At 71.9% G+C, this 17,589-nt stretch carries 18 protein-coding genes, 2 tRNA genes and 1 other RNA gene; 7 read left to right on the forward strand and 14 right to left on the reverse strand.

Going from position 1 to position 17,589, the window contains the following annotated elements; translation table 11 throughout:
- From LBW97_RS07635 to LBW97_RS07655, 5 genes are all read right to left on the reverse strand, one after another.
- The gene (locus tag LBW97_RS07635; RefSeq protein WP_224498805.1) at window positions 1-1,107 is read right to left on the reverse strand and encodes an ABC transporter permease; all 1,107 of its coding nucleotides are present in this window, start codon (window positions 1,105-1,107) and stop codon (window positions 1-3) included.
- 104 nt (window positions 1,108-1,211) lie between these two features.
- Window positions 1,212-2,852, reverse strand: coding sequence for an ABC transporter substrate-binding protein (locus tag LBW97_RS07640; RefSeq protein ID WP_224498806.1), 1,641 nt, complete (start codon window positions 2,850-2,852; stop codon window positions 1,212-1,214).
- A 190-nt stretch (window positions 2,853-3,042) separates the two neighbouring features.
- On the reverse strand, window positions 3,043-3,642 hold the full coding sequence (gene recR, locus LBW97_RS07645; protein WP_224498807.1) for a recombination mediator RecR: 600 nt from the start codon (window positions 3,640-3,642) through the stop codon (window positions 3,043-3,045).
- Between the two features lie 43 nt (window positions 3,643-3,685).
- On the reverse strand, window positions 3,686-4,030 hold the full coding sequence (locus LBW97_RS07650) for a YbaB/EbfC family nucleoid-associated protein (RefSeq protein WP_224498808.1): 345 nt from the start codon (window positions 4,028-4,030) through the stop codon (window positions 3,686-3,688).
- Window positions 4,031-4,065: 35 nt separating this feature from the next.
- Entirely contained in the window at window positions 4,066-6,411 is a 2,346-nt protein-coding gene (locus LBW97_RS07655) for a DNA polymerase III subunit gamma and tau (protein ID WP_224498809.1), read from the reverse strand.
- A 159-nt stretch (window positions 6,412-6,570) separates the two neighbouring features.
- Between LBW97_RS07655 and LBW97_RS07660 the strand changes: the two genes are divergently transcribed.
- Together LBW97_RS07660 and LBW97_RS20590 are read left to right on the forward strand one after the other, a co-directional pair.
- Complete coding sequence (locus LBW97_RS07660; protein ID WP_224498810.1) at window positions 6,571-6,867, forward strand: DUF1778 domain-containing protein; 297 nt, start codon at window positions 6,571-6,573, stop codon at window positions 6,865-6,867.
- Complete coding sequence (locus LBW97_RS20590) at window positions 6,864-7,373, forward strand: GNAT family N-acetyltransferase (protein ID WP_224498811.1); 510 nt, start codon at window positions 6,864-6,866, stop codon at window positions 7,371-7,373. Before LBW97_RS07660 ends, LBW97_RS20590 begins: the two co-directional genes overlap by 4 nt.
- Before the next feature lie 6 nt (window positions 7,374-7,379).
- Here the strand turns inward: LBW97_RS20590 and LBW97_RS07670 are convergent, their stop codons facing one another.
- Both LBW97_RS07670 and ffs read right to left on the reverse strand, forming a co-directional pair.
- Entirely contained in the window at window positions 7,380-8,468 is a 1,089-nt protein-coding gene (locus LBW97_RS07670; RefSeq protein ID WP_224498812.1) for a hypothetical protein, read from the reverse strand.
- A gap of 492 nt (window positions 8,469-8,960) precedes the next feature.
- Window positions 8,961-9,056: signal recognition particle sRNA small type (gene ffs, locus LBW97_RS07675), an RNA gene on the reverse strand.
- A 97-nt stretch (window positions 9,057-9,153) separates the two neighbouring features.
- Here ffs and LBW97_RS07680 point away from each other — a divergent pair.
- Window positions 9,154-10,074 carry a DMT family transporter gene (locus LBW97_RS07680; RefSeq protein WP_224498813.1) on the forward strand — a complete coding sequence of 307 codons (921 nt, stop codon included), beginning with the start codon at window positions 9,154-9,156 and terminating at the stop codon, window positions 10,072-10,074.
- A gap of 54 nt (window positions 10,075-10,128) precedes the next feature.
- Here the strand turns inward: LBW97_RS07680 and LBW97_RS07685 are convergent.
- Window positions 10,129-10,213: transfer RNA gene (locus LBW97_RS07685), tRNA-Ser, on the reverse strand.
- Between the two features lie 162 nt (window positions 10,214-10,375).
- Here LBW97_RS07685 and LBW97_RS07690 point away from each other — a divergent pair.
- Complete coding sequence (locus LBW97_RS07690) at window positions 10,376-10,723, forward strand: hypothetical protein (protein ID WP_224498814.1); 348 nt, start codon at window positions 10,376-10,378, stop codon at window positions 10,721-10,723.
- Between the two features lie 19 nt (window positions 10,724-10,742).
- A complete protein-coding gene (locus tag LBW97_RS07695; RefSeq protein ID WP_224498815.1) occupies window positions 10,743-12,455 on the forward strand; it encodes a serine/threonine-protein kinase in 1,713 nt (570 codons plus the stop codon).
- Between the two features lie 63 nt (window positions 12,456-12,518).
- Here the strand turns inward: LBW97_RS07695 and LBW97_RS07700 are convergent.
- From LBW97_RS07700 to LBW97_RS07720, 5 genes are all read right to left on the reverse strand, one after another.
- Window positions 12,519-12,607 (reverse strand) — tRNA-Ser (locus LBW97_RS07700).
- A gap of 10 nt (window positions 12,608-12,617) precedes the next feature.
- The gene (tadA, locus tag LBW97_RS07705) at window positions 12,618-13,082 is read right to left on the reverse strand and encodes a tRNA adenosine(34) deaminase TadA (protein WP_224498816.1); all 465 of its coding nucleotides are present in this window, start codon (window positions 13,080-13,082) and stop codon (window positions 12,618-12,620) included.
- A 73-nt stretch (window positions 13,083-13,155) separates the two neighbouring features.
- The gene (locus tag LBW97_RS07710) at window positions 13,156-13,803 is read right to left on the reverse strand and encodes an HAD-IA family hydrolase (protein WP_224498817.1); all 648 of its coding nucleotides are present in this window, start codon (window positions 13,801-13,803) and stop codon (window positions 13,156-13,158) included.
- Window positions 13,800-14,303: a tRNA adenosine deaminase-associated protein gene (locus LBW97_RS07715; RefSeq protein ID WP_224498818.1), complete on the reverse strand. Its 504-nt coding sequence runs from the start codon at window positions 14,301-14,303 to the stop codon at window positions 13,800-13,802. Before LBW97_RS07715 ends, LBW97_RS07710 begins: the two co-directional genes overlap by 4 nt.
- The gene (locus LBW97_RS07720) at window positions 14,300-14,962 is read right to left on the reverse strand and encodes an O-methyltransferase (protein WP_224498819.1); all 663 of its coding nucleotides are present in this window, start codon (window positions 14,960-14,962) and stop codon (window positions 14,300-14,302) included. The genes LBW97_RS07715 and LBW97_RS07720 overlap by 4 nt, the downstream gene beginning before the upstream one ends.
- A gap of 11 nt (window positions 14,963-14,973) precedes the next feature.
- Between LBW97_RS07720 and LBW97_RS07725 the strand changes: the two genes are divergently transcribed.
- Both LBW97_RS07725 and LBW97_RS07730 read left to right on the forward strand, forming a co-directional pair.
- On the forward strand, window positions 14,974-15,894 hold the full coding sequence (locus LBW97_RS07725) for a prephenate dehydrogenase/arogenate dehydrogenase family protein (RefSeq protein ID WP_224498820.1): 921 nt from the start codon (window positions 14,974-14,976) through the stop codon (window positions 15,892-15,894).
- Window positions 15,895-15,964: 70 nt separating this feature from the next.
- A complete protein-coding gene (locus tag LBW97_RS07730) occupies window positions 15,965-16,198 on the forward strand; it encodes a DUF2630 family protein (RefSeq protein ID WP_224498821.1) in 234 nt (77 codons plus the stop codon).
- 3 nt (window positions 16,199-16,201) lie between these two features.
- Here the strand turns inward: LBW97_RS07730 and LBW97_RS07735 are convergent, their stop codons facing one another.
- Window positions 16,202-17,419, reverse strand: a complete 1,218-nt coding sequence (locus tag LBW97_RS07735; RefSeq protein ID WP_224498822.1) for a CdaR family transcriptional regulator — start codon at window positions 17,417-17,419, stop codon at window positions 16,202-16,204.
- Between the last annotated feature and the right edge of the window lie 170 nt (window positions 17,420-17,589).

Genomic DNA, 17,589 nt, shown 5'->3' on the forward strand with positions numbered 1-17,589 from the left:
TCAGTACCTCACCCGGGGGTCGATGAGCGCGGCGATGACGTCGACGACGAAGTTGACGAGCGCCACGATCACGGCGGCCAGCACGACGATGCCCTGGACGGCGACGAAGTCGCGCGCCTGCAGGTACTCGACGAGCTGGAACCCGAGCCCCTTCCACTCGAAGGTCGTCTCGGTGAGGACGGCGCCGCCGAGGAGCAGCGCGATCTGCAGGCCGATGACGGTGACGATGGGGATCAGCGCCGGGCGGTAGGCGTGCTTGCGCAGCAGCCGCCGCTCGCTGACCCCTCGGGAGCGCGCGGCCTCGACGTAGCCGGTGCCGAGCGTGCTGATGACGTTGGTGCGCACCAGCCGGAGGAAGACGCCGGCGGTGAGCAGGCCGAGCGCGATCGCCGGCAGGACGGCGTGCTCGAGGACGTCGGAGATGACTTCGCCGTCGCCGAGCCGGATCGCGTCGATCAGGTAGATGCCGGTGCGGCTCTCGAGCGTCTGCAGCTGGATCTCCGCGCCGGTCGAGGCGCGGCCGGCGACGGGCAGCCAGCCGAGGTTGACCGCGAAGACCAGCTTGAGCACCAGGCCCGCGAAGAAGACGGGGGTGGCGTAGCAGAGGATCGCGAAGACCCGGAGGACGGCGTCGGGCCAGCGGTCGCGCAGGTAGGCGGCGAGCCGGCCGAGCGGGATGCCGACGACGAAGGCCACGATCAGCGCGTAGACGGCCAGCTCGAGGGTGGCCGCACCGAAGCTGGTGAGCATCGCGGTGACCTCGCGGCCGTCGCTGATCGCGGTGCCGAAGTCGCCGGTGAAGACGCCGGTGAGGTACTCCCAGTACTGCACCAGGATCGGCCGGTCGTAGCCGGCCTCCTTGATGCGGGCGGCGAGTTCGGCGGCGGGGAGTCGCCCGCCCTGTGCCGCGGTGATCGGGTCACCCGTCAGCCGCATGAGCACGAACACCGTCGTCACCAGGATGAAGATGGTGGGGAAGATCAGCAGGAACCTGACGAGCAGGTAGCTGCCCAGCCCACCGCCGCCGCGGCGCGTCTTCGCCGCGGGGGGCGCGGCGGCGTCCGGAGCGGCACCGCCCCCGGTGAGCTCGGTCGTGGTGGTGGTCATGTCTCCTGCTCGTGAATCTGTGCGCTACGAAGGTCGGCCCCGGGTGATCCGCGCGCGGCGGATCACCCGGGGCCGTGGTGCCTTCAGTTTCTCAGAGGCTGGGATCAGCCCTTGCTGAGGGCTCCGTAGCGGAACTTGAAGGACGCGTCCAGCGTGTCCTCGGCGCCCTCGACGTCGGCGCCGGTCACGGCCACCTGGGCACCCTGCAGGTACGGCAGGGTGGAGAGGTCGTCGGCCACGGCGTCCTGGATCTCACCGATCAGGGCCTCGCGCTCGGCGGCGTCGGGGGTGGCGAGCTGCTGCAGGATCATGTCGTTGACCTGCTGGTTCGCGTAGTGGTTGCTGAGGAAGTTCTCCAGCTTGAAGAACGGCGTCAGGTAGTTGTCGGCGTCGGAGTAGTCCGGGAACCAGCCGAGCTGGTAGGCCGGGTACGCGTCAGCGGTGCGCTGCTCGGAGTACTGCGTCCACTCGGTGGTCTGCAGGTTGACGGTGAACAGTCCGTCGGCCTCCAGCTGGTCCTTGATCAGCGCGTACTCGTCGGCGGACGACGGACCGTAGTGGTCGTTGGAGTACTGCAGGCTCAGCTCGACCGGGGTCTGGACGCCGGCGGCCTCGAGGCGCTGCTTGGCCTTGGCCGCGTCCGGGCCACCGGAGCCGTCGCCGTACTTCTCCATGAGCGGCTCGGTGGCGCCGGTCAGGCCCTCGGGGACGAAGGAGTACAGCGGGGTGTAGGTGCCCTTGTAGACCTGGTCGGCCAGCTCCTCGCGGTCGAGGAGGTCGGCAGCGGCCTGGCGGACGGCCTGGGCCTTGGCCGGGTCGGCCTCGGGGGTCGTCGCGCCGAAGGGCTGGGTGTTGAAGTTGAAGACGATGTAGCGGATCTCGCCGCCGGGACCGTCCACGACCTTGACGTCGTCGTTGCCACGCAGGTCCTCGACGTCGGTCGCGGTCAGGCTGCGGAAGGCGACATCGATGTTGCCCTGCTGGATGTCGAGCTTCAGGTTCGAGGACTCGGCGTAGTACTTGACGTTGACCGAGTCGGTCTTCGGCGCGCCGAGGAGACCCTGGTAGTCGTCGTAGGCCTCGTAGCTGACCAGGTTGTTCTGGTCGTAGCTGGTGATCGTGTACGGGCCGTGGAAGGCCTTGCCGTCGACGATCTCCGTGTCCGGGGTGATCGCGTCGGCGGAGAAGACGTCCTCGTCGACGATCGGCCCGACCGGGCTGGAGAGGATCTGCGGGAACGTCTGGTCGTTCTCGCTCTTCAGGTTGAACACGACGGTGGTGTCGTCCGGCGTCTCGACGCTGTCGAGGTTCGCGAGCAGCGACGACGGGCCGTTCTCGTCGGCGATGGCGACCTGGCGGTCGAAGGAGAACTTGACGTCCGAGCTGGTCAGGTCGTTGCCGTTGGCCCACTTCAGGCCGGGCTTCAGGGTGACCGTGTACTGGGTCGGCGCGGTGAACTCGCCGCTCTCGGCGATGTCGGGCTCGACGTCGGGGCTGCCGAAGGGGGTGTTCATCAGGAACGGGAACACCTGGTTCATCACCGCGAACGAGCCGTTGTCGTACGAACCGGCCGGGTCGAGGAAGGTGATCTTGTCGGTGGTGCCGATCGTCAGGGCACCGCCGCCGTTGCCGCCGTCGGAACCGCTGTCGCCGTCGCCGCCACCACAGGCGCTGAGCACCAGGGCCGCTGCCGCGAGGCCTGCCGTGGCGACGGTGCGCCGACGGCTGATCGAACCGGAAGTCATCCATACCTCGTTCTCGTCACAGCGGACGCCGGTCGTGCGGGCGCCCGCCGTTGGTCAGGAACCTCAGGTCTAACACAGCGGATCGTCGCGCTGTGAGGTCGCCCGGGGACCGTTATGGCGATGTGACTGCGGGCGGAGAGATGGCCCACAGATTCACCGGACCGCCCCGGAATCCCGGGGCTGCGCGGGTTCAGGCGTCGATGCGGCGGCGGCCCTCGAACGCCCGGCCCAGCGTCACCTCGTCGGCGTACTCCAGGTCGCCGCCCACCGGCAGACCGCTGGCCAGCCGCGAGACCGCCAGCCCCATCGGCCCGACCAGCCGGGCCAGGTACGCCGCCGTCGCCTCGCCCTCGAGGTTCGGGTCGGTGGCGATGATCATCTCCTTGACGGTGCCGTCCATGAGCCGCGTCATGAGCTCCTTGACCTTCAGGTCGTCGGGGCCGACGCCGTCGATCGGGCTGATCGCCCCACCGAGCACGTGGTAGCGGCCGCGGAACTCGCGGGTGCGCTCGATCGCCACGACGTCCTTGGGCTCCTCGACCACGCACAGCACGTCGTCGGACCGGCGCGGGTCACGGCAGATCCGGCACTGCTCGGCCTCGGCGACGTTGAAGCAGGTCACGCAGAACCGCACCGACTCCTGGACGCGGGTCAGCGCGGCCACCAGCCGGGTGACGTCGGCGGTCTCCGACGACAGGAGGTGGAAGGCGATGCGCTGGGCGCTCTTGGGCCCCACGCCGGGCAGGCGACCGAGCTCGTCGATCAGGTCCTGGACTGCACCCTCGTACACGGTGCTCCTCGAGGTGCGAAGGGGATCGGGCGGACGCGGCCGGTCAGAAGCCGGGCAGGCCCAGTCCCCCGCCGGGACCGCCCAGCCCGCCGGCGAGCGGGCCCATGGCGCTGGCGGCCAGCTCGTCGGCCGTCCGCTTGGCGTCGCGGACCGCGGCGACGACGAGGTCCTGCAGCGTCTCGATGTCGGCCGGGTCGACGGCCGCCGGGGCGATGGTCAGCGCGGTGAGCTCGCCGTCACCGGTCATGGTGGCGGAGACCAGGCCGCCGCCGGCGGTGCCGATGACCTCCGTGGCCGCCAGCTCCTCCTGGGCGGCGACGAGCTGCTGCTGCATCTCCTGCGCCTGCTTCATCAGCTGCGAAAGGTCGGGCTGGCCTCCGGGGAACATGCCACGAGAGTAGGCCGCCGGTCCGACGTTGCGGGTCAGCTGTCGACGGGGCGCGCTCCGAGCTGGGCCCGCAGCAGCTGCAGCGCAGCCTGTTCCTGGTCGACCGCGGGCTCCGGCTCGCGGTCGCCACCGGAGGACGTCTCCGCGGCCCGCTCGGCCATGAGCTCGACGGCCTCGGCGGCCTCGGCCTGCCGTGCCGCCTCGCGGGCCACCTCGGGAGTGACCGGCGGCCCGGCCGGGGAACCGCTGCTGGCTCCCGCGCTCCCGGCGCCCCCGACGACGGCGTCCACCCGCCACCGCACCCCGAGCAGCTCGTTGAGCGCCTCGCGGAGGATGTCCTTGTTCAGGTCGTCGCCCAGTCGGCGCGCGAGCGCCGGCGACGAGGTGGACAGCGTCAGGACGCCGTTGGCGAGCTGGTGCACCTGGGCGTTGTGCAGCAGCGCCTCGGTCGTGCGCTTGTGCTTCTTGACGATGGCGAGCAGCTCGGGCCACACCCGGCGGACGTCGGCCGTGGTGAGCTCGCCGTCGTCGCCCCCCGCCGCCTCCGGCGGGTTCGCCGACACCATCGGCGTCGGCTCACCTCCACGTGGCGCCGGTGCGGACTCGGCGGCCGCCCGCGGCGGGGAGGCCGGCGGGCGGGGCTGCTCGGTCCGGGCCGCCGCGGCCTGGACGGCGGCCGGCTGGGGGGTGTGCGGCCAGTCCTCGTCGTCGGTCGGCTCGGGCGGGAGCGGGATGTCGGGCTCGCCCTCGGCCACGCGGGGGGCACGGGCGGCCGGTGCGGCGGCGGGCTCGCTGGGCGGCGCCGCGGCCGGGGTGGGCGCGGCCGCCGCGGGCTTCGGGCGGTTGCCCGGCTGCGCCGTCTCCGGCCAGTCGCTCGCGGCCGGGGCGGCGGCCGCGGGCCGCGGCTTCTCCCCCGGGCGGGCGGTCTCCGGCCAGTCCGACGACGCCGGAGCGGACGCCGCCGGCGCCTGGGCAGGGGTCTGAGGACGCTGCGCCGGAGCCTCGCTGCGCTGCGAGGGGCGCACGTACTCCTTGCGGCCGGCGTCCGGCTGCGCGGGACGTTCGGCGGGCGCCGGCTGCGCGGCCGGCGCAGCGGGCGCGGGTGCAGCCGGAGCAGGAGTCGGCGCGGCGGCTCGGGGCGCCTCGCGGACCGGTGCGGGTGCGGTCTCGCGGACCGGCGCCGGAGCGTGCCCGGTGTCCCGGCCGGCGTGCTCCCCGGCGATCGACATCCGGCGCTCGAGCCGCTCGAGGCGCTGCAGGGTCGCCGCCGCGGAGCCGTCGGTGGCCGGCAGCAGCATGCGGGCGCAGACCAGCTCCAGGAGGAGCCGCGGCGCCGTCGTCCCACGCATCTCGGTGAGGCCCTCGTGCACGGTGTCGGCCATCCGGGAGAGGGTCGCCGACCCCAGCGCCCGGGCCTGCGAGGTCATCAGGTCCAGCCGGTCGGGCGGACAGTCGAGCAGCCCGTTCCCACCTGCCTCGGGCACCGCGTCCAGCACGATCAGGTCGCGCAGCCGGTCCAGCAGGTCGGTGGCGAAGCGGCGCGGGTCGTGCCCGGCCTCGACGACCCGGTCGACGGCGCGGAAGACGCCGGGGGCGTCCTGCGCGGCCATCGCGTCGATCGTCTCGTCGAGCAGCGCGTCGTCGGTGACACCGAGCAGCCCGACGGCGCTCTTGTAGGTGACCCCGTCGGGCCCCGCACCGGCGAGCAGCTGGTCGAGGATCGACAGCGAGTCACGGACCGAGCCACCGCCGGCGCGCACCACCAGCGGGAACACGGTCGCCTCGACGTGCACGCCCTCGGCGGTGCAGGTCTTCTCCAGCAGCGTGCGCAGCGTCGTCGGCGGCACCAGCCGGAAGGGGTAGTGGTGGGTGCGCGACCGGATGGTCGACAGCACCTTCTCCGGCTCGGTGGTCGCGAAGATGAAGACCAGGAACTCGGGCGGCTCCTCGACGACCTTGAGCAGGGCGTTGAAGCCCTGCGAGGACACCATGTGCGCCTCGTCGACGATGTAGACCTTGTAGCGGCTGTTGACCGGCGCGAAGAAGGCGCGTTCGCGCAGGTCACGGGCGTCGTCGACACCGCCGTGGCTCGCCGCGTCGATCTCCATGACGTCGAGCGAGCCCGGGCCGTCGGGCGCCAGCGCGATGCACGACTCGCAGACGCCGCACGGCGTGGACGTCGGCCCCTGCTCGCAGTTCAGCGAGCGGGCCAGGATCCGCGCCGACGACGTCTTGCCGCAGCCACGCGGGCCGCTGAAGAGGTAGGCGTGGTTGATCCGGCCGCCGTCGACGGCGTTCATCAGGGGCGCGGTGACGTGCTCCTGCCCGACCACCTCGGCGAAGGTCGCCGGGCGGTACTTCCGGTAGAGCGCGAGAGCCACGGACGCAGGTTACGCGGACGGGATGACAGGCAGACGGGCGTCAGGAGCTTCAGCGGGAGGTACCTGAGGCCACCCAAACGAGGGAAGCCTTGGCGTCAAGTTCGCGTTGACAAGAGCCGATACGTACATACGATGTACTCACCGACTTAGGAGAGGATCATGTCAGTCCAGCGCACCGACGCCCGTGCAGCCAAGGATCAGCGGTTCAACCTGCGCGTCAGCGGACGGCAGGAGCAACTGATCCGGCAAGCCGCTGCGGCGTCAGACAGGACCATGACCGACTTCATCCTCGAGAGCGTCGTCGAGCATGCCGAGCGCATCTTGGCCGACCGTCGCTGGTTCCTCGCTAGCGAGGAGCAGTGGGCAGAACTTCAGAGATTGCTGGATGCACCGCTTCCCTCGACGTCCAAGTTCCAGGAGCTCGGACGCCGCGAGAGCCCGTTCGCTGACGAGTGAGCGAAAAACCGAGCAGTCCAGTAAAGCTCGAGCGAGCTTTCGATCGCTCGAACTTCACGTCTGGGGCTGCCGAACTGGACGAGTGGCTTCGTCAGTACTCGTGGCAAAACCAGCGCGCCAACAACGCCACGACTTACGTCAGCCATGTGGACGGTCTTGTCGTGGGCTACTACGCCATCACCGTGGCGTCCTACGACCGAGCCGGCGCCCCCGCAACTCTCGTCAAAGGGGCGCCGGCCCAGGTCCCCTGCATCCTCTTGGCTCGACTAGCCGTAGATGAAGCTTGGCATGGCCGGGGGCTCGGTGCTGCCCTTCTTCGGGACGCACTGCGTCGAGCCCTATTCATTAGCGAAAGTGTAGGAGCACGCCTGTTCTTGGTGCACGCTCGCGACGAGTCCGCCCACGCGTTCTACATGCGGCACGGCGACTTCCTCGAGTCACCAGTTGAGCAGTTGCATCTAATGGTGCCAATGGCAGAGCTAGCCAAGATTCCCGGCTTTAGCTGACCCTTATCAACGCGCCCGTGCAAGACAATATGTCATCTCGCTTACCCAGTCAGATATACGATACTCCTCAAGAAGAAGCTTCCCCTCAATGAGAGGCTCCGGCGCCCAAAGCCACGCTAGCTTGTCGCTCTTTGCGACATCCTCGTCTCCTAAGAGTTCTGAGATCTGGTCGATTGACCCCTGCTGCCGCAAGAGGCAAGATGCGATGTTGACAGAAATCAGGGGCTTCTGACCCGGACTACTCCGAAGTATCTGTCGAAGCTCGGTCTCGGCAGCGCCCGGATGCCGAACTATCCGTAAGAAGGCATGAGCAATAGCTAGTTCAACACTCGCCGGCGCGGCGGAACTTGCCCGGGCGGCCAAGCCCACTGCGGCATCGAAGGCTCCAACCTTGGTAAGCGTGACCAGTTCCTGCATCACCTCCGACGCTGTCATCCCCGCGAGCACCTCTGCGTCACTGCTAGCTGCACAGACCCGCCGAGCGAGAGCACTGACGACCATCGCCATGGAGACAGGGCGTTCTGCAACCAAGCGCACAGGGACGCCAGCATCGCCGCACACTGCCTCCGGGCGATCCAGGAACGCTAATTCCCACTGCAGGGACGCGGTCCGCCACTCGTCCAATCTGGTCTTCGTGAACCGATCGAATATCCAGCGCGTCGCATCTACCCCGCCCGGCAATACGCGATCTGCGGGCTCCAGTTGAACCCGTTGCGCATCCCGCCGCCAGACGATCAGGTGGGCCAAGGCAGCTTCATCGATCCACTGATTTAGCTCTGCAATGCCCGGCCCGGTCAGCGCGGACATGAGAAGACCGCTTTCGTCCATATCCGGCAGGTGCGCAAACGCGGTCAACCAGCCGCGCAACTGCCGCGGGAGAGCGTCGGCGTCAACGACTCCTCGGCGCGTAGCGGCCATCGCATGCACTACGTGAAGGGTGACTCGACGAGCTAAGAGTGGGCCGATACAGAGCCGCACGATTGCATCAGCGAGAATTCCCCGCTCGCCCAGCCGCGCCAATGCCGAAGTGATAAGTACTGAACGATGAAAGCCTCCAGCGGCCCACGGCACCACTTCAAGGCCGTCGTGAACCACCCGAAGAAGCGCAGTCGTCGGCCACGCCACGCTAGGTTCGCGGCCGCGGTACTCAGCGGCTAGCGCCCCCACATCGAAAGAGCGTGCGGCGGCGTCGTACGCGGCCTGTTGCGTCTCGTGATCAGCGACCCGCTCGCATAGCAAGGACCCCCCACAGCGGTCATGCCCGTTCTCGCTGCACCACTGCGCGTGATGCGCTAGGGCCGCCGCCGTGACCGCCGCGATCTCAGCATTTGATGGCTCCCCCGCACCTTGCACGTCTGCTCCCCCACGTAACGATGCTTACGGCGTCCCGTCCCACGGTCCCTCGGGATCACAAGGCTACGGGGACCAACCGCCAACGACCGGCGACATCGGCCCCTGGGTGGGGGAGCAATCACTCCGGCGCACCAACCATGGGCAGAGCACTTTGGGACTAGACCCTACGGCTCAACGCGCCCTCGCCGAGCCGCCGCATCGCGAGCAGCCACGCAACGGGATCGGATGCGGAAAGCAAAGGACCCCCCGCGCACCCGCCAGAGCCCGCTTATCCTTGCTGCCTTCCGGCCCTGGGGAGGTTCACAGGATGACGCCACACGAGGGGTCTCCCCCACTGTAGAGGAAACCGGTCGAGCTCCCGACGCACGCCCCGATACGCTGCCGTCGCGCTCCGCCAGCCGAGCCGCCGGAACCGCACGGGAGCGTCATGTCCACCCCGCACGTCGCCGTCTCCGGGCGCGGGTTCCTGCTCGTCGTCCTCGCCTCGCTGTGCTGGGGCACCTCGGGCGCGAGCGGCAAGATCGTCGCCGACCGCACCGACCTCGGCCCCCTGGACATCGCCTGGCACCGGATGGCGATCGGCGCCGTCGCGCTGCTGGCGGCCTGGGCGCTCACCCGCCGCCGGTCCGGTCCGACGCCGGCGATCTCCCGCGGCACCGCCGTCCGTCTGGTCCTGGTCGGAGCCGGCCTGGCCGCCTACCAACTGGCCTACTTCGCCGCCGTCGCCACGGCAGGGGTCAGCATCGCGACGCTGGTCGCGCTCGGCCTCGCTCCGCTGCTGATCGCCGTCGGGGGCACTCTGCTCGGACACGGCCGGCCCGACCGGGCCACCGGGGTCGCCCTCGTCGTCGCGCTGGTCGGGCTGGTCCTGCTGGTCGGCGTCTCCGCCGGCGCCGACACCGGGACGACGATCGCGCTCGGCGCCCTGATGGCCGTCGGCTCGGCGCTGGGCTACGCCGTCGTCACACTGGCCGGTGGCGGCGTCCCGGCCGGCATCCCGGTCACCCTGGTGGGCTTCGCCGGCGGCGCGCTGCTCCTGACCCCCGCGGCGTTGGCGCTCGGTCTCCGGACCACGACCGAGCCGACGGCGCTGGCGGTGCTGATCTACCTGGGGCTCGTGCCGAGCGCGCTGGCGTACGCGATGTTCTTCACCGGGCTGCGGACGGTGCCCGGAGCGGTCGCCTCGATCGTCACCCTGCTGGAGCCGCTCACCGCCACGGCGCTGGCGACGGCGTTCCTCGGCGAGCGGCTCTCCGCGCCGGCGCTGCTCGGCGGGTTCCTCGTGCTGGCCGCCGTCGCGGGGCTGTACCTGCACCGGCTGCGGCAGCCCTCGCCGGCCGACGTCTGACCCGGCCGCGGAACGCGACGAGCCCCCGGCGTCTGCCGGGGGCTCGTCGACCTGCGGAGGATGGGAGATTCGAACTCCCGAGGGGTTGCCCCCAACCCGCTTTCCAAGCGAGCGCCATAGGCCACTAGGCGAATCCTCCAGGTACGACGAGGATCGTACCGGGCGCCTCCCGGAGGATCTGCGGGACACCACCGGGGAGGCCGAGCCGCGCCCGGTGCGGCATCCTGCACCGCAGGGCGGTTCGCCGGGAAGCCACTGGGGAAGGCTCCTGAACTGCGGGTCACTGACGAGGAGGCACGACATGGGCGAGCACAGCGAGGTACGGCCGGACGTCGTCGAGGCGATCGTCGCGGTGCTCAAGGGTGGTGACGCCGGAGAGCTGCCGCCCGGCGCGACGGCGGAGGAGAAGACCGCCGCGAAGGACCGCTACCTGTCGGAGTTCGTCGCCGAGCGCAGCAAGCGCGACCGGCAGGCTCAGGCGTGGGAGCTGCTGCTGACCCGCAGCTACGACGAGCCCCCCACGTGGGCCCGCATCTTCGACGACCTCGAGCCCGGGGTGCACACCGAGCTGGGCGACCTCTACGACGCCCTCCCCGCCGGCGCGCAGGAGGAGTACGCGCGCCGGTACGGCGTGCCCTCCACCGTCTGAGCGCGGCCGTTCCCCGTCGATGACCCGTCCTGTCGTCACCGCCCCCGGCCGCCTCATCGCCGGGCGCTACCGGCTCGAGTCGCAGATCGGTGGCGGCGGGATGGGCGCCGTCTGGCTCGCCCGTGACGAGCTGCTCGGCCGCAACGTCGCCGTCAAGCAGGTCCTCTCCCCGCTCGGCGCCGACGAGAGACAGGTCGACGAGCAGCGTCAGCGTGCGCTGCGCGAGGGCCGGATCGCCGCGCGACTGAGCCATCCGCACGCGATCTCGGTCTACGACGTGGCGCTGGAGGGCGGCGCCCCGTGGCTGGTCATGGAGTACCTGCCCTCCCGCAGCCTGTCGGAGGTGCTCACCGAGGACGGCGTCCTGCGGGTCGACCAGGTCGCGCAGATCGGCGCCCAGGTGGCCGACGCACTGGCCGCCACGCACGCCGCCGGGATCGTGCACCGCGACGTGAAACCCGCGAACATCCTCATCGGCCAGGGCGGGCGCGTCGCCGGGCTGGTCAAGATCACCGACTTCGGCATCTCGCACGCCCAGGGCGACGTCACCCTGACCCAGACCGGCCAGATCACCGGCACCCCCGCCTACCTCGCCCCCGAGGTGGCGCAGGGACAGGAGATGACCGAGGCCAGCGACGTCTTCTCGCTCGGGGCCACGCTCTACACCTGCCTCGAGGGCGGGCCCCCGTTCGGCATGGACGACAACGCGCTCGGCATGCTGCACCGCGTCGCCGGCGGACGGATCACCCCACCGCGGCGGGCCGGGGAGCTGACGGCGCCCCTGATGCGGATGCTCGCCGTCGATCCCGCGGAGCGCCCCGTCATGACCGAGGTGCGCGACCGGCTGGCCACACTCGCCGCCGGCCGGAACGGCGACACGACGACGGTGCTGCTGGCCCGCACCGACCTCGCGTCGCCGGATCGCCCGGGTACCGATCGACCGGGCACCGCCGTCTTCCCCGCGGCAGCGAGCGCCCCCACCCCGGCTCCCACGCCCGCACCGGCGTCGGCACCGGCTGCTGCGCCGGCTCCCACGTCCGTCGACCAGCCGACGCCCGTCCCGGCGGCGGACCCGACCCCCCTCCCCGCCACGGCCCCCGCTCCGGCGGCCCGGCCGGCGGTGGCGGCACAGCCGCCGACGAGGACCGGGCCCGCTGCCGCGTCGACCGGCGCACGCCGCCGGCGACGGTGGCCGTGGGTGGCCGCGGCCCTCGCGGCGTTGGCGCTGGTCGGGTTGCTGGTCGTGCTGCTGAACCTCTCTCCCGACGACCCGGACGAGAACGCGGGCGATCCGTCGCCGTCGAGCTCCGAGCCGGCGCCCACCTCCGCCGACGAGGACGAGGACGGGCCGACGACGTCGGACACCGAGCCCGAACCCGATGTCCCGACGACGGAGCCGACCGAGGAGCCCGCCGGGGACCCGCTCAGCGCCGACAACATCGAGGAGTTCCTCGAGGACTACCACCGGCAGGTGATCGAGGATCCCGCCGCCGCGTACGACCGCACCGGTCCGACCCTGCGGGCGAACATCAGCCGCGAGAACTACATCGCGTACTGGAACCAGTTCTCGGACGTGCGGCTCAGCGAGCTGCAGGCCGCCGACGGTCAGACGCAGGTCACCGGCCGGCTCGAGTGGACGTACACGAACGGCGAGCGGGAGTCAGCCGTCCGCGCGTTCACCCTCCTCGAGCAGGACGGTCAGCTGATCCTGGACAGCGAGCTCGACCCCTGATCCACCCCTGACGACGACGGAGCCCCCGCCTCCCTCACGGGAGAGCAGGGGCTCCGGTCCAGCTGGCGGTGGCGGTGGGATTTGAACCCACGGAGGGGGTTGCCCTCACACGCTTTCGAGGCGTGCTCCTTCGGCCGCTCGGACACGCCACCGCCGAAGAGACTACAGGCCCCGCTGACGGCGGAAGAAGGCACGTAGCAGCGCGCCGCACTCCTCGGCGCGCACCCCGCCGGTCACCTCCGGGCGGTGGTTGAGCCGGCGGTCGCGGACCACGTCCCAGAGCGATCCGGCCGCGCCCGCCTTCGGGTCGTCGGCGCCGTAGACCACCCGGTCCACGCGCGACAGCACGCTCGCGCCGGCGCACATCGTGCACGGCTCCAGCGTGACGACCAGCGTGCAGCCCGACAGCCGCCAGCCGTCGCCGTGCACCTCGGCCGCGGCCCGCAGCGCCAGCACCTCCGCGTGCGCGGTGGGGTCGCCGCGCTTCTCCCGCTCGTTGGCGGCCTCGGCCAGCACCGTCCCGTCCGGCCCGAGGACGACGGCGCCGATCGGGGTGTCGCCCCACTCCTCCGCGGCCGCGGCGAGTTCGAGCGCCCGCCCCATGGCCGCCTCGAGGTCCACGCTCATGGGACGTTCCCCGGACAGTCGTGCTCTGCCCCGCCAGGCGGGGCAGAGCACGACTGTGCCGAACCCAGATGTGTCACGCGGCGCCGTCCAGAGGGAAGCCGACCAGCTCCGACAGCTCGGCCAGCGCGACCGCGGGGTCGACGACCTTGATCGTCGAGAAGCCCAGGGCGCGGGCCGGCTTGAGGTTGATGCCCAGGTCGTCCAGGTAGGCGCAGTCGGTCGCCGTGATCGGCCGCCCCACCGCCTCCGACAGCCGCTCCAGCGCACGGAGGTAGATCTCCGGCTCGGGCTTGCGGATGCCCTCCAGCGAGGACTCCACGACGGCGTCGAACAGCTCCAGCAGCTCGCCGAGCCGGCCGGTGCGCTCCATCGGCGCGACGTTGTTCGACAGCACCGCCAGGGGCAGCCCCGCCTCGCGCAGCCGGCGCACCGCGGCGACCATCGCCGGGCGCACGTCGCCCTGCAGCCCGGCGAGCACGCGGGCGGCGTCGATCCGGTGACCCAGGGCCGCGGCCTCCGCCTCGAATGCGGCGGAGAACCCGGCGACGTCCAGCTCGTTGCGCTCGTACCGCGCCCACGCGTTGGTGTCGGGGTCGGTCGAGTTGAGCTGCCGGATCAGCCCGTCGGGCAGCCCCGCCTCGCGCTCGTAGGCGGCGAAGGCCCGCATCGGGCTCTCGGTGATGACACCGCCCAGGTCGAAGACGACGGCCGAGACGGTCACGGCGTCACCGCCGCTGCCAGCTCGTCGGCGAAGCCGAGCCGCGTCGCGATCCGCTCCACCATCTCGTCGGCCCACAGGTCGTCGGCGGTCACGATGGGTCGCAGCTCCTCGGCGGGCAGGCCGTCGTCGGCGAACAGGTCCATGTCGCCGCCGGGCCAGCCGGTCTCGTCGTCGTCGAAGGCGCCCTCGGTGTCGACGCCGATGCCGTAGCGCTCCACCACCTCGGCGGCGAGCACCCACTCCAGCATCGCGGCGTCGGAGATCAGGGCGCGCACCATGCCGCCCGGGCCGTGCCGCAGCGCCACGAAGTACAGCCGCGAGTCGAGGACCAGCACGAGCGGCGGCGGCCACTCCCCCGCGCCCGGCTCGCCCAGCGCCCGCTCCAGCACCGGCAGCTCGTCGCCGGCGTCCTCGGCCAGGAGCCGGACCTTCCATCGCCCGCCCTCGCGCGCCACCCGGACCGCGAACCCGGTGCGGCCGTAGACGCTCCCGTCGGTCATCGCTTGCGGAGCAGGGTCAGGCCGTCGGACAGCGGCATCAGCACGGTCTCCCAGCGCGGGTCGGCGGCGAGTGCGGCGTTGAGCGCCGCCAGAACATGGGCGGATTCGTCGTCGGGGTCCAGCACCCGCCCCGAGCGCAGCGTGTTGTCCAGCAGGACCACGCCGTTGGTGGTCAGCCGGGGGTGCAGCTCTTCGACGTAGGCGGCGTAGCCGGGCTTGTCGGCGTCGACGAAGGCCAGGTCGAAGGTCTCCTCGGCCGGCAGCGCCCGCAGGGTCTCCAGCGCATCGCCGAGGCGCAGCTCGATCCGGTCGGCCAGGCCCGCGCGCTCCCAGTACCGGCGGGCGACGGCGCCCCACTCCTCGTTGCGGTCCAGGCAGAGCAGCGAGCCGTCCTCCGGGAGGCCCTCGGCGATGCACAGCGCGGAGAACCCGGTGAAGGTGCCGATCTCGATCGCCCTCCGGACGCCGAGCGCGCGGGTCAGCAGCCGCATCAGCACGCCCTGCTCGGGAGCGATCTGCAGCGTGGGCGAGGCCTCGCCCCGCTCGGCCATCCCAGCGGTCTCCCGGATGAGGTCGGCCATCACCTCGTCGACCGGTTCCGACGACGCGCGCACGTAGTCCGCCAGCTCGGCGGTGAGGAGGAACGAGCGGGGCGTCATAGCCTCTGATCATGGCCGATGCCCCCGCGTTCCCGGTACCGACCATGCCTGCTCCCCCGGTGGGCGTCGTCGGGCTGGGTCAGCTGGGCGGTTCGCTGGCCGCCGCGCTGCTGGCCGCCGGTCGCGAGGTGAGCGGGTGGGACGTCGATCCCGCGGCCCGCGCCGCCGCCGCCGCGCGGGGGGTGCGGATCACGCAGGAGTTCACCGGCGTCGTCGTCCTCGCCGTGCCGCTGCCCGCCATGACGGCGGCCCTCGACGGGCTCGCCATCGACCTCGCCGCCACCGTGACCGACCTCGGCTCGGTGAAGGTGCCGGTGATGGAGTCACTCGGCGCGGCGTTCGGCGGCCGGTTCGTCGGCGGCCACCCGATGTGCGGGACGGAACGGTCCGGCCACGAGGCCACCGACCCCGGCCTCTTCGCCGGCGCGCGCTGGGCGCTCTGCCTGGAGCCCGGCACCGAACTGCCGCGCTGGCTGCGGGTCGCCGAGGTGGCCCTGGCCGTGGGCGCCGAGGTGGTGCCGGTCACCGCCGCGGAGCACGACGACGCCGTCGCCGCGATCAGCCACGTGCCGCACCTGCTGGCCGCCGCCCTCGCCGCCGCGGCGGCCGACGCCGGACCGCTGGCGCTCGCCCTGGCCGCGGGGAGCTTCCGCAGCGGCACCCGGGTCATCGGCAGCGACCCGGCCTTCGTGACGGCGATGGTCGAGGGCAACGCCGGCCCGACCGCCGCCGCGCTCGCCCGGGTCCGCGCCCAGCTGGACCGGCCGTGGCCCGAGCTCGTCGCCGCAGGCTCCGCGGTGGCCCGGCGCCCGGACGACCGGCGCACCGTGCGGGTGCCGCTGGACCGCGCGGCGCTGCTGAGCCTCGGCCGCGCGGGCGGCGCGGTGCACCGTCGGCTCGCGGCGTTCGTCGAGGGTTGGCTGCCCGCCTGACGACAGCCGCGGGAGCAGCGCCTGACGAGCGTCCCGTTTCGCGCCTGCGACGTCGGGCAGGGACGGGAGCATGGACGAGAACGACATCCTCACCCGCATCCACTCGCTGGTCGACGAGGAGCACAAGCTCCGCGAAGGCAGCGAGCACACCGACGACACCCGCGCCCGCATGAGCAAGCTCGAGGCCGACCTCGACCAGTGCTGGGACCTGCTCCGCCAGCGCCGTGCCAAGCGCCAGTACGGCGAGGACCCCGACGACGCCGAGACCCGCCCCGAGCCGCAGGTGGAGAGCTACCTGCAGTAACGCCTACGCGGAGCGGGTGGCCGGCTGCCGGCGGCCGGTCCCCAGCAACGCCAGCTGCCACAGCAGCCGGGAGCGGGGATCGGTGAGCTTCCGCCCGGTCACCGACTCGATGCGGCGCAGCCGGTGCATCACGGTGTTCCGGTGGCAGTACAGCGCGTCGGCCGCCCGCGTCGCCGAGCCGTCGGCGGCGAGGAACGCCTCCAGGGTGTCCAGCAGGACGGCCTGCTCGTCGTCGGGCAGCTCCAGCAGGCCACCCAGCGACTGCCCCACGAGCCGGGAGCTGATCTCCGGCGAGTTGCTCATCAAGGCCTCGGGCAGCCGTTCGTCGATGCTGACCACGCGCCGGTCCCCCGCGGGCAGAGTCCGGGCCGCCGTCTCGGCGAGCCGGTAGGCGGCGCCTGCTGCGGCCGCGCCGCTCACGACGTCGGAGACGCCGACGGGCCCCCGCGCCACCCCGGTCAGCAGCGCCACCAGATCGCCGGGCCGGGCGGCACCGAGCACCACGACGCCGACCTGCACGTCCCCGCGCGCGCCCCACACCGACCGGACCCCGCGCTTGAGCAGCACCTCGGCCGCCGCGTCGAGGGCTGAGCCGCCGTCCGGGCCGGGCAGCGCGGCCACCGCCATGAGCCGCCCGTCCAGGGGCATCGCCAGCAGCTCGGACGCAGTGCGCACGAACGCCGGGTCGCTGCCCCGCCCGTCGAGGAGTCCGTCCAGCACCTGCTGGCGGGCCACCTCGTCGACGCCGGCCAGCCGTCGCTGCTCGTCCCGGTACCCCTCGGCGACGGCGGCGCAGTCCGCGTCGTTGGTCCGCCACACCGAGCCGGCCACCTCCAGCAGGAGGACGTCGTGCCCGTGCGCGCTGCGCTGGGACACCGCCAGCAGCCCCTCCCAGGTGACCTGCCCGCCGAGACGGTAGGCACGCAGCACCGCCTCGAGCGGAACCCCCTGGGCGGCCCTGCGGCGCCCGACGGCCCGCGCGCCCTCCCGGCAGCGGTCACCGTGCTCCGGGCGCCCGGCGATGAGCGTGCGCAGCCCGCTCTCCAGGTTCCGGCGCATGGAGGCGCGCAACTCCTCCTCCGGGACCATCAGGTCGCGGTAGACGGGCTCGCTGCGCAGCAGCACGTCGAACATTCGGTCGGTCATGTCCTCGAGCTCGGCCATCAGCATCGGCGCGAGCTCGGCGAGACGAGCCGAGACCTCCGGTCGGAACGGATGCACCTGCTCACCTCCTGTACGTGACACACAGCACAACTACCGGTCGTGATCGCTGTGCACTGCGCCCATTGTGACGGTCGCCACGGGCGGGCAGTCTCAGCGGGACGTACTCGTGACCCAATCGACGCCGTTCCGGACATCCGGGAGGGCGATCTCCCTAACGAACCATCTCC

This window comes from Blastococcus sp. LR1, from assembly GCF_020166105.1.
Taxonomy (GTDB): Bacteria; Actinomycetota; Actinomycetes; order Mycobacteriales; family Geodermatophilaceae; genus Blastococcus.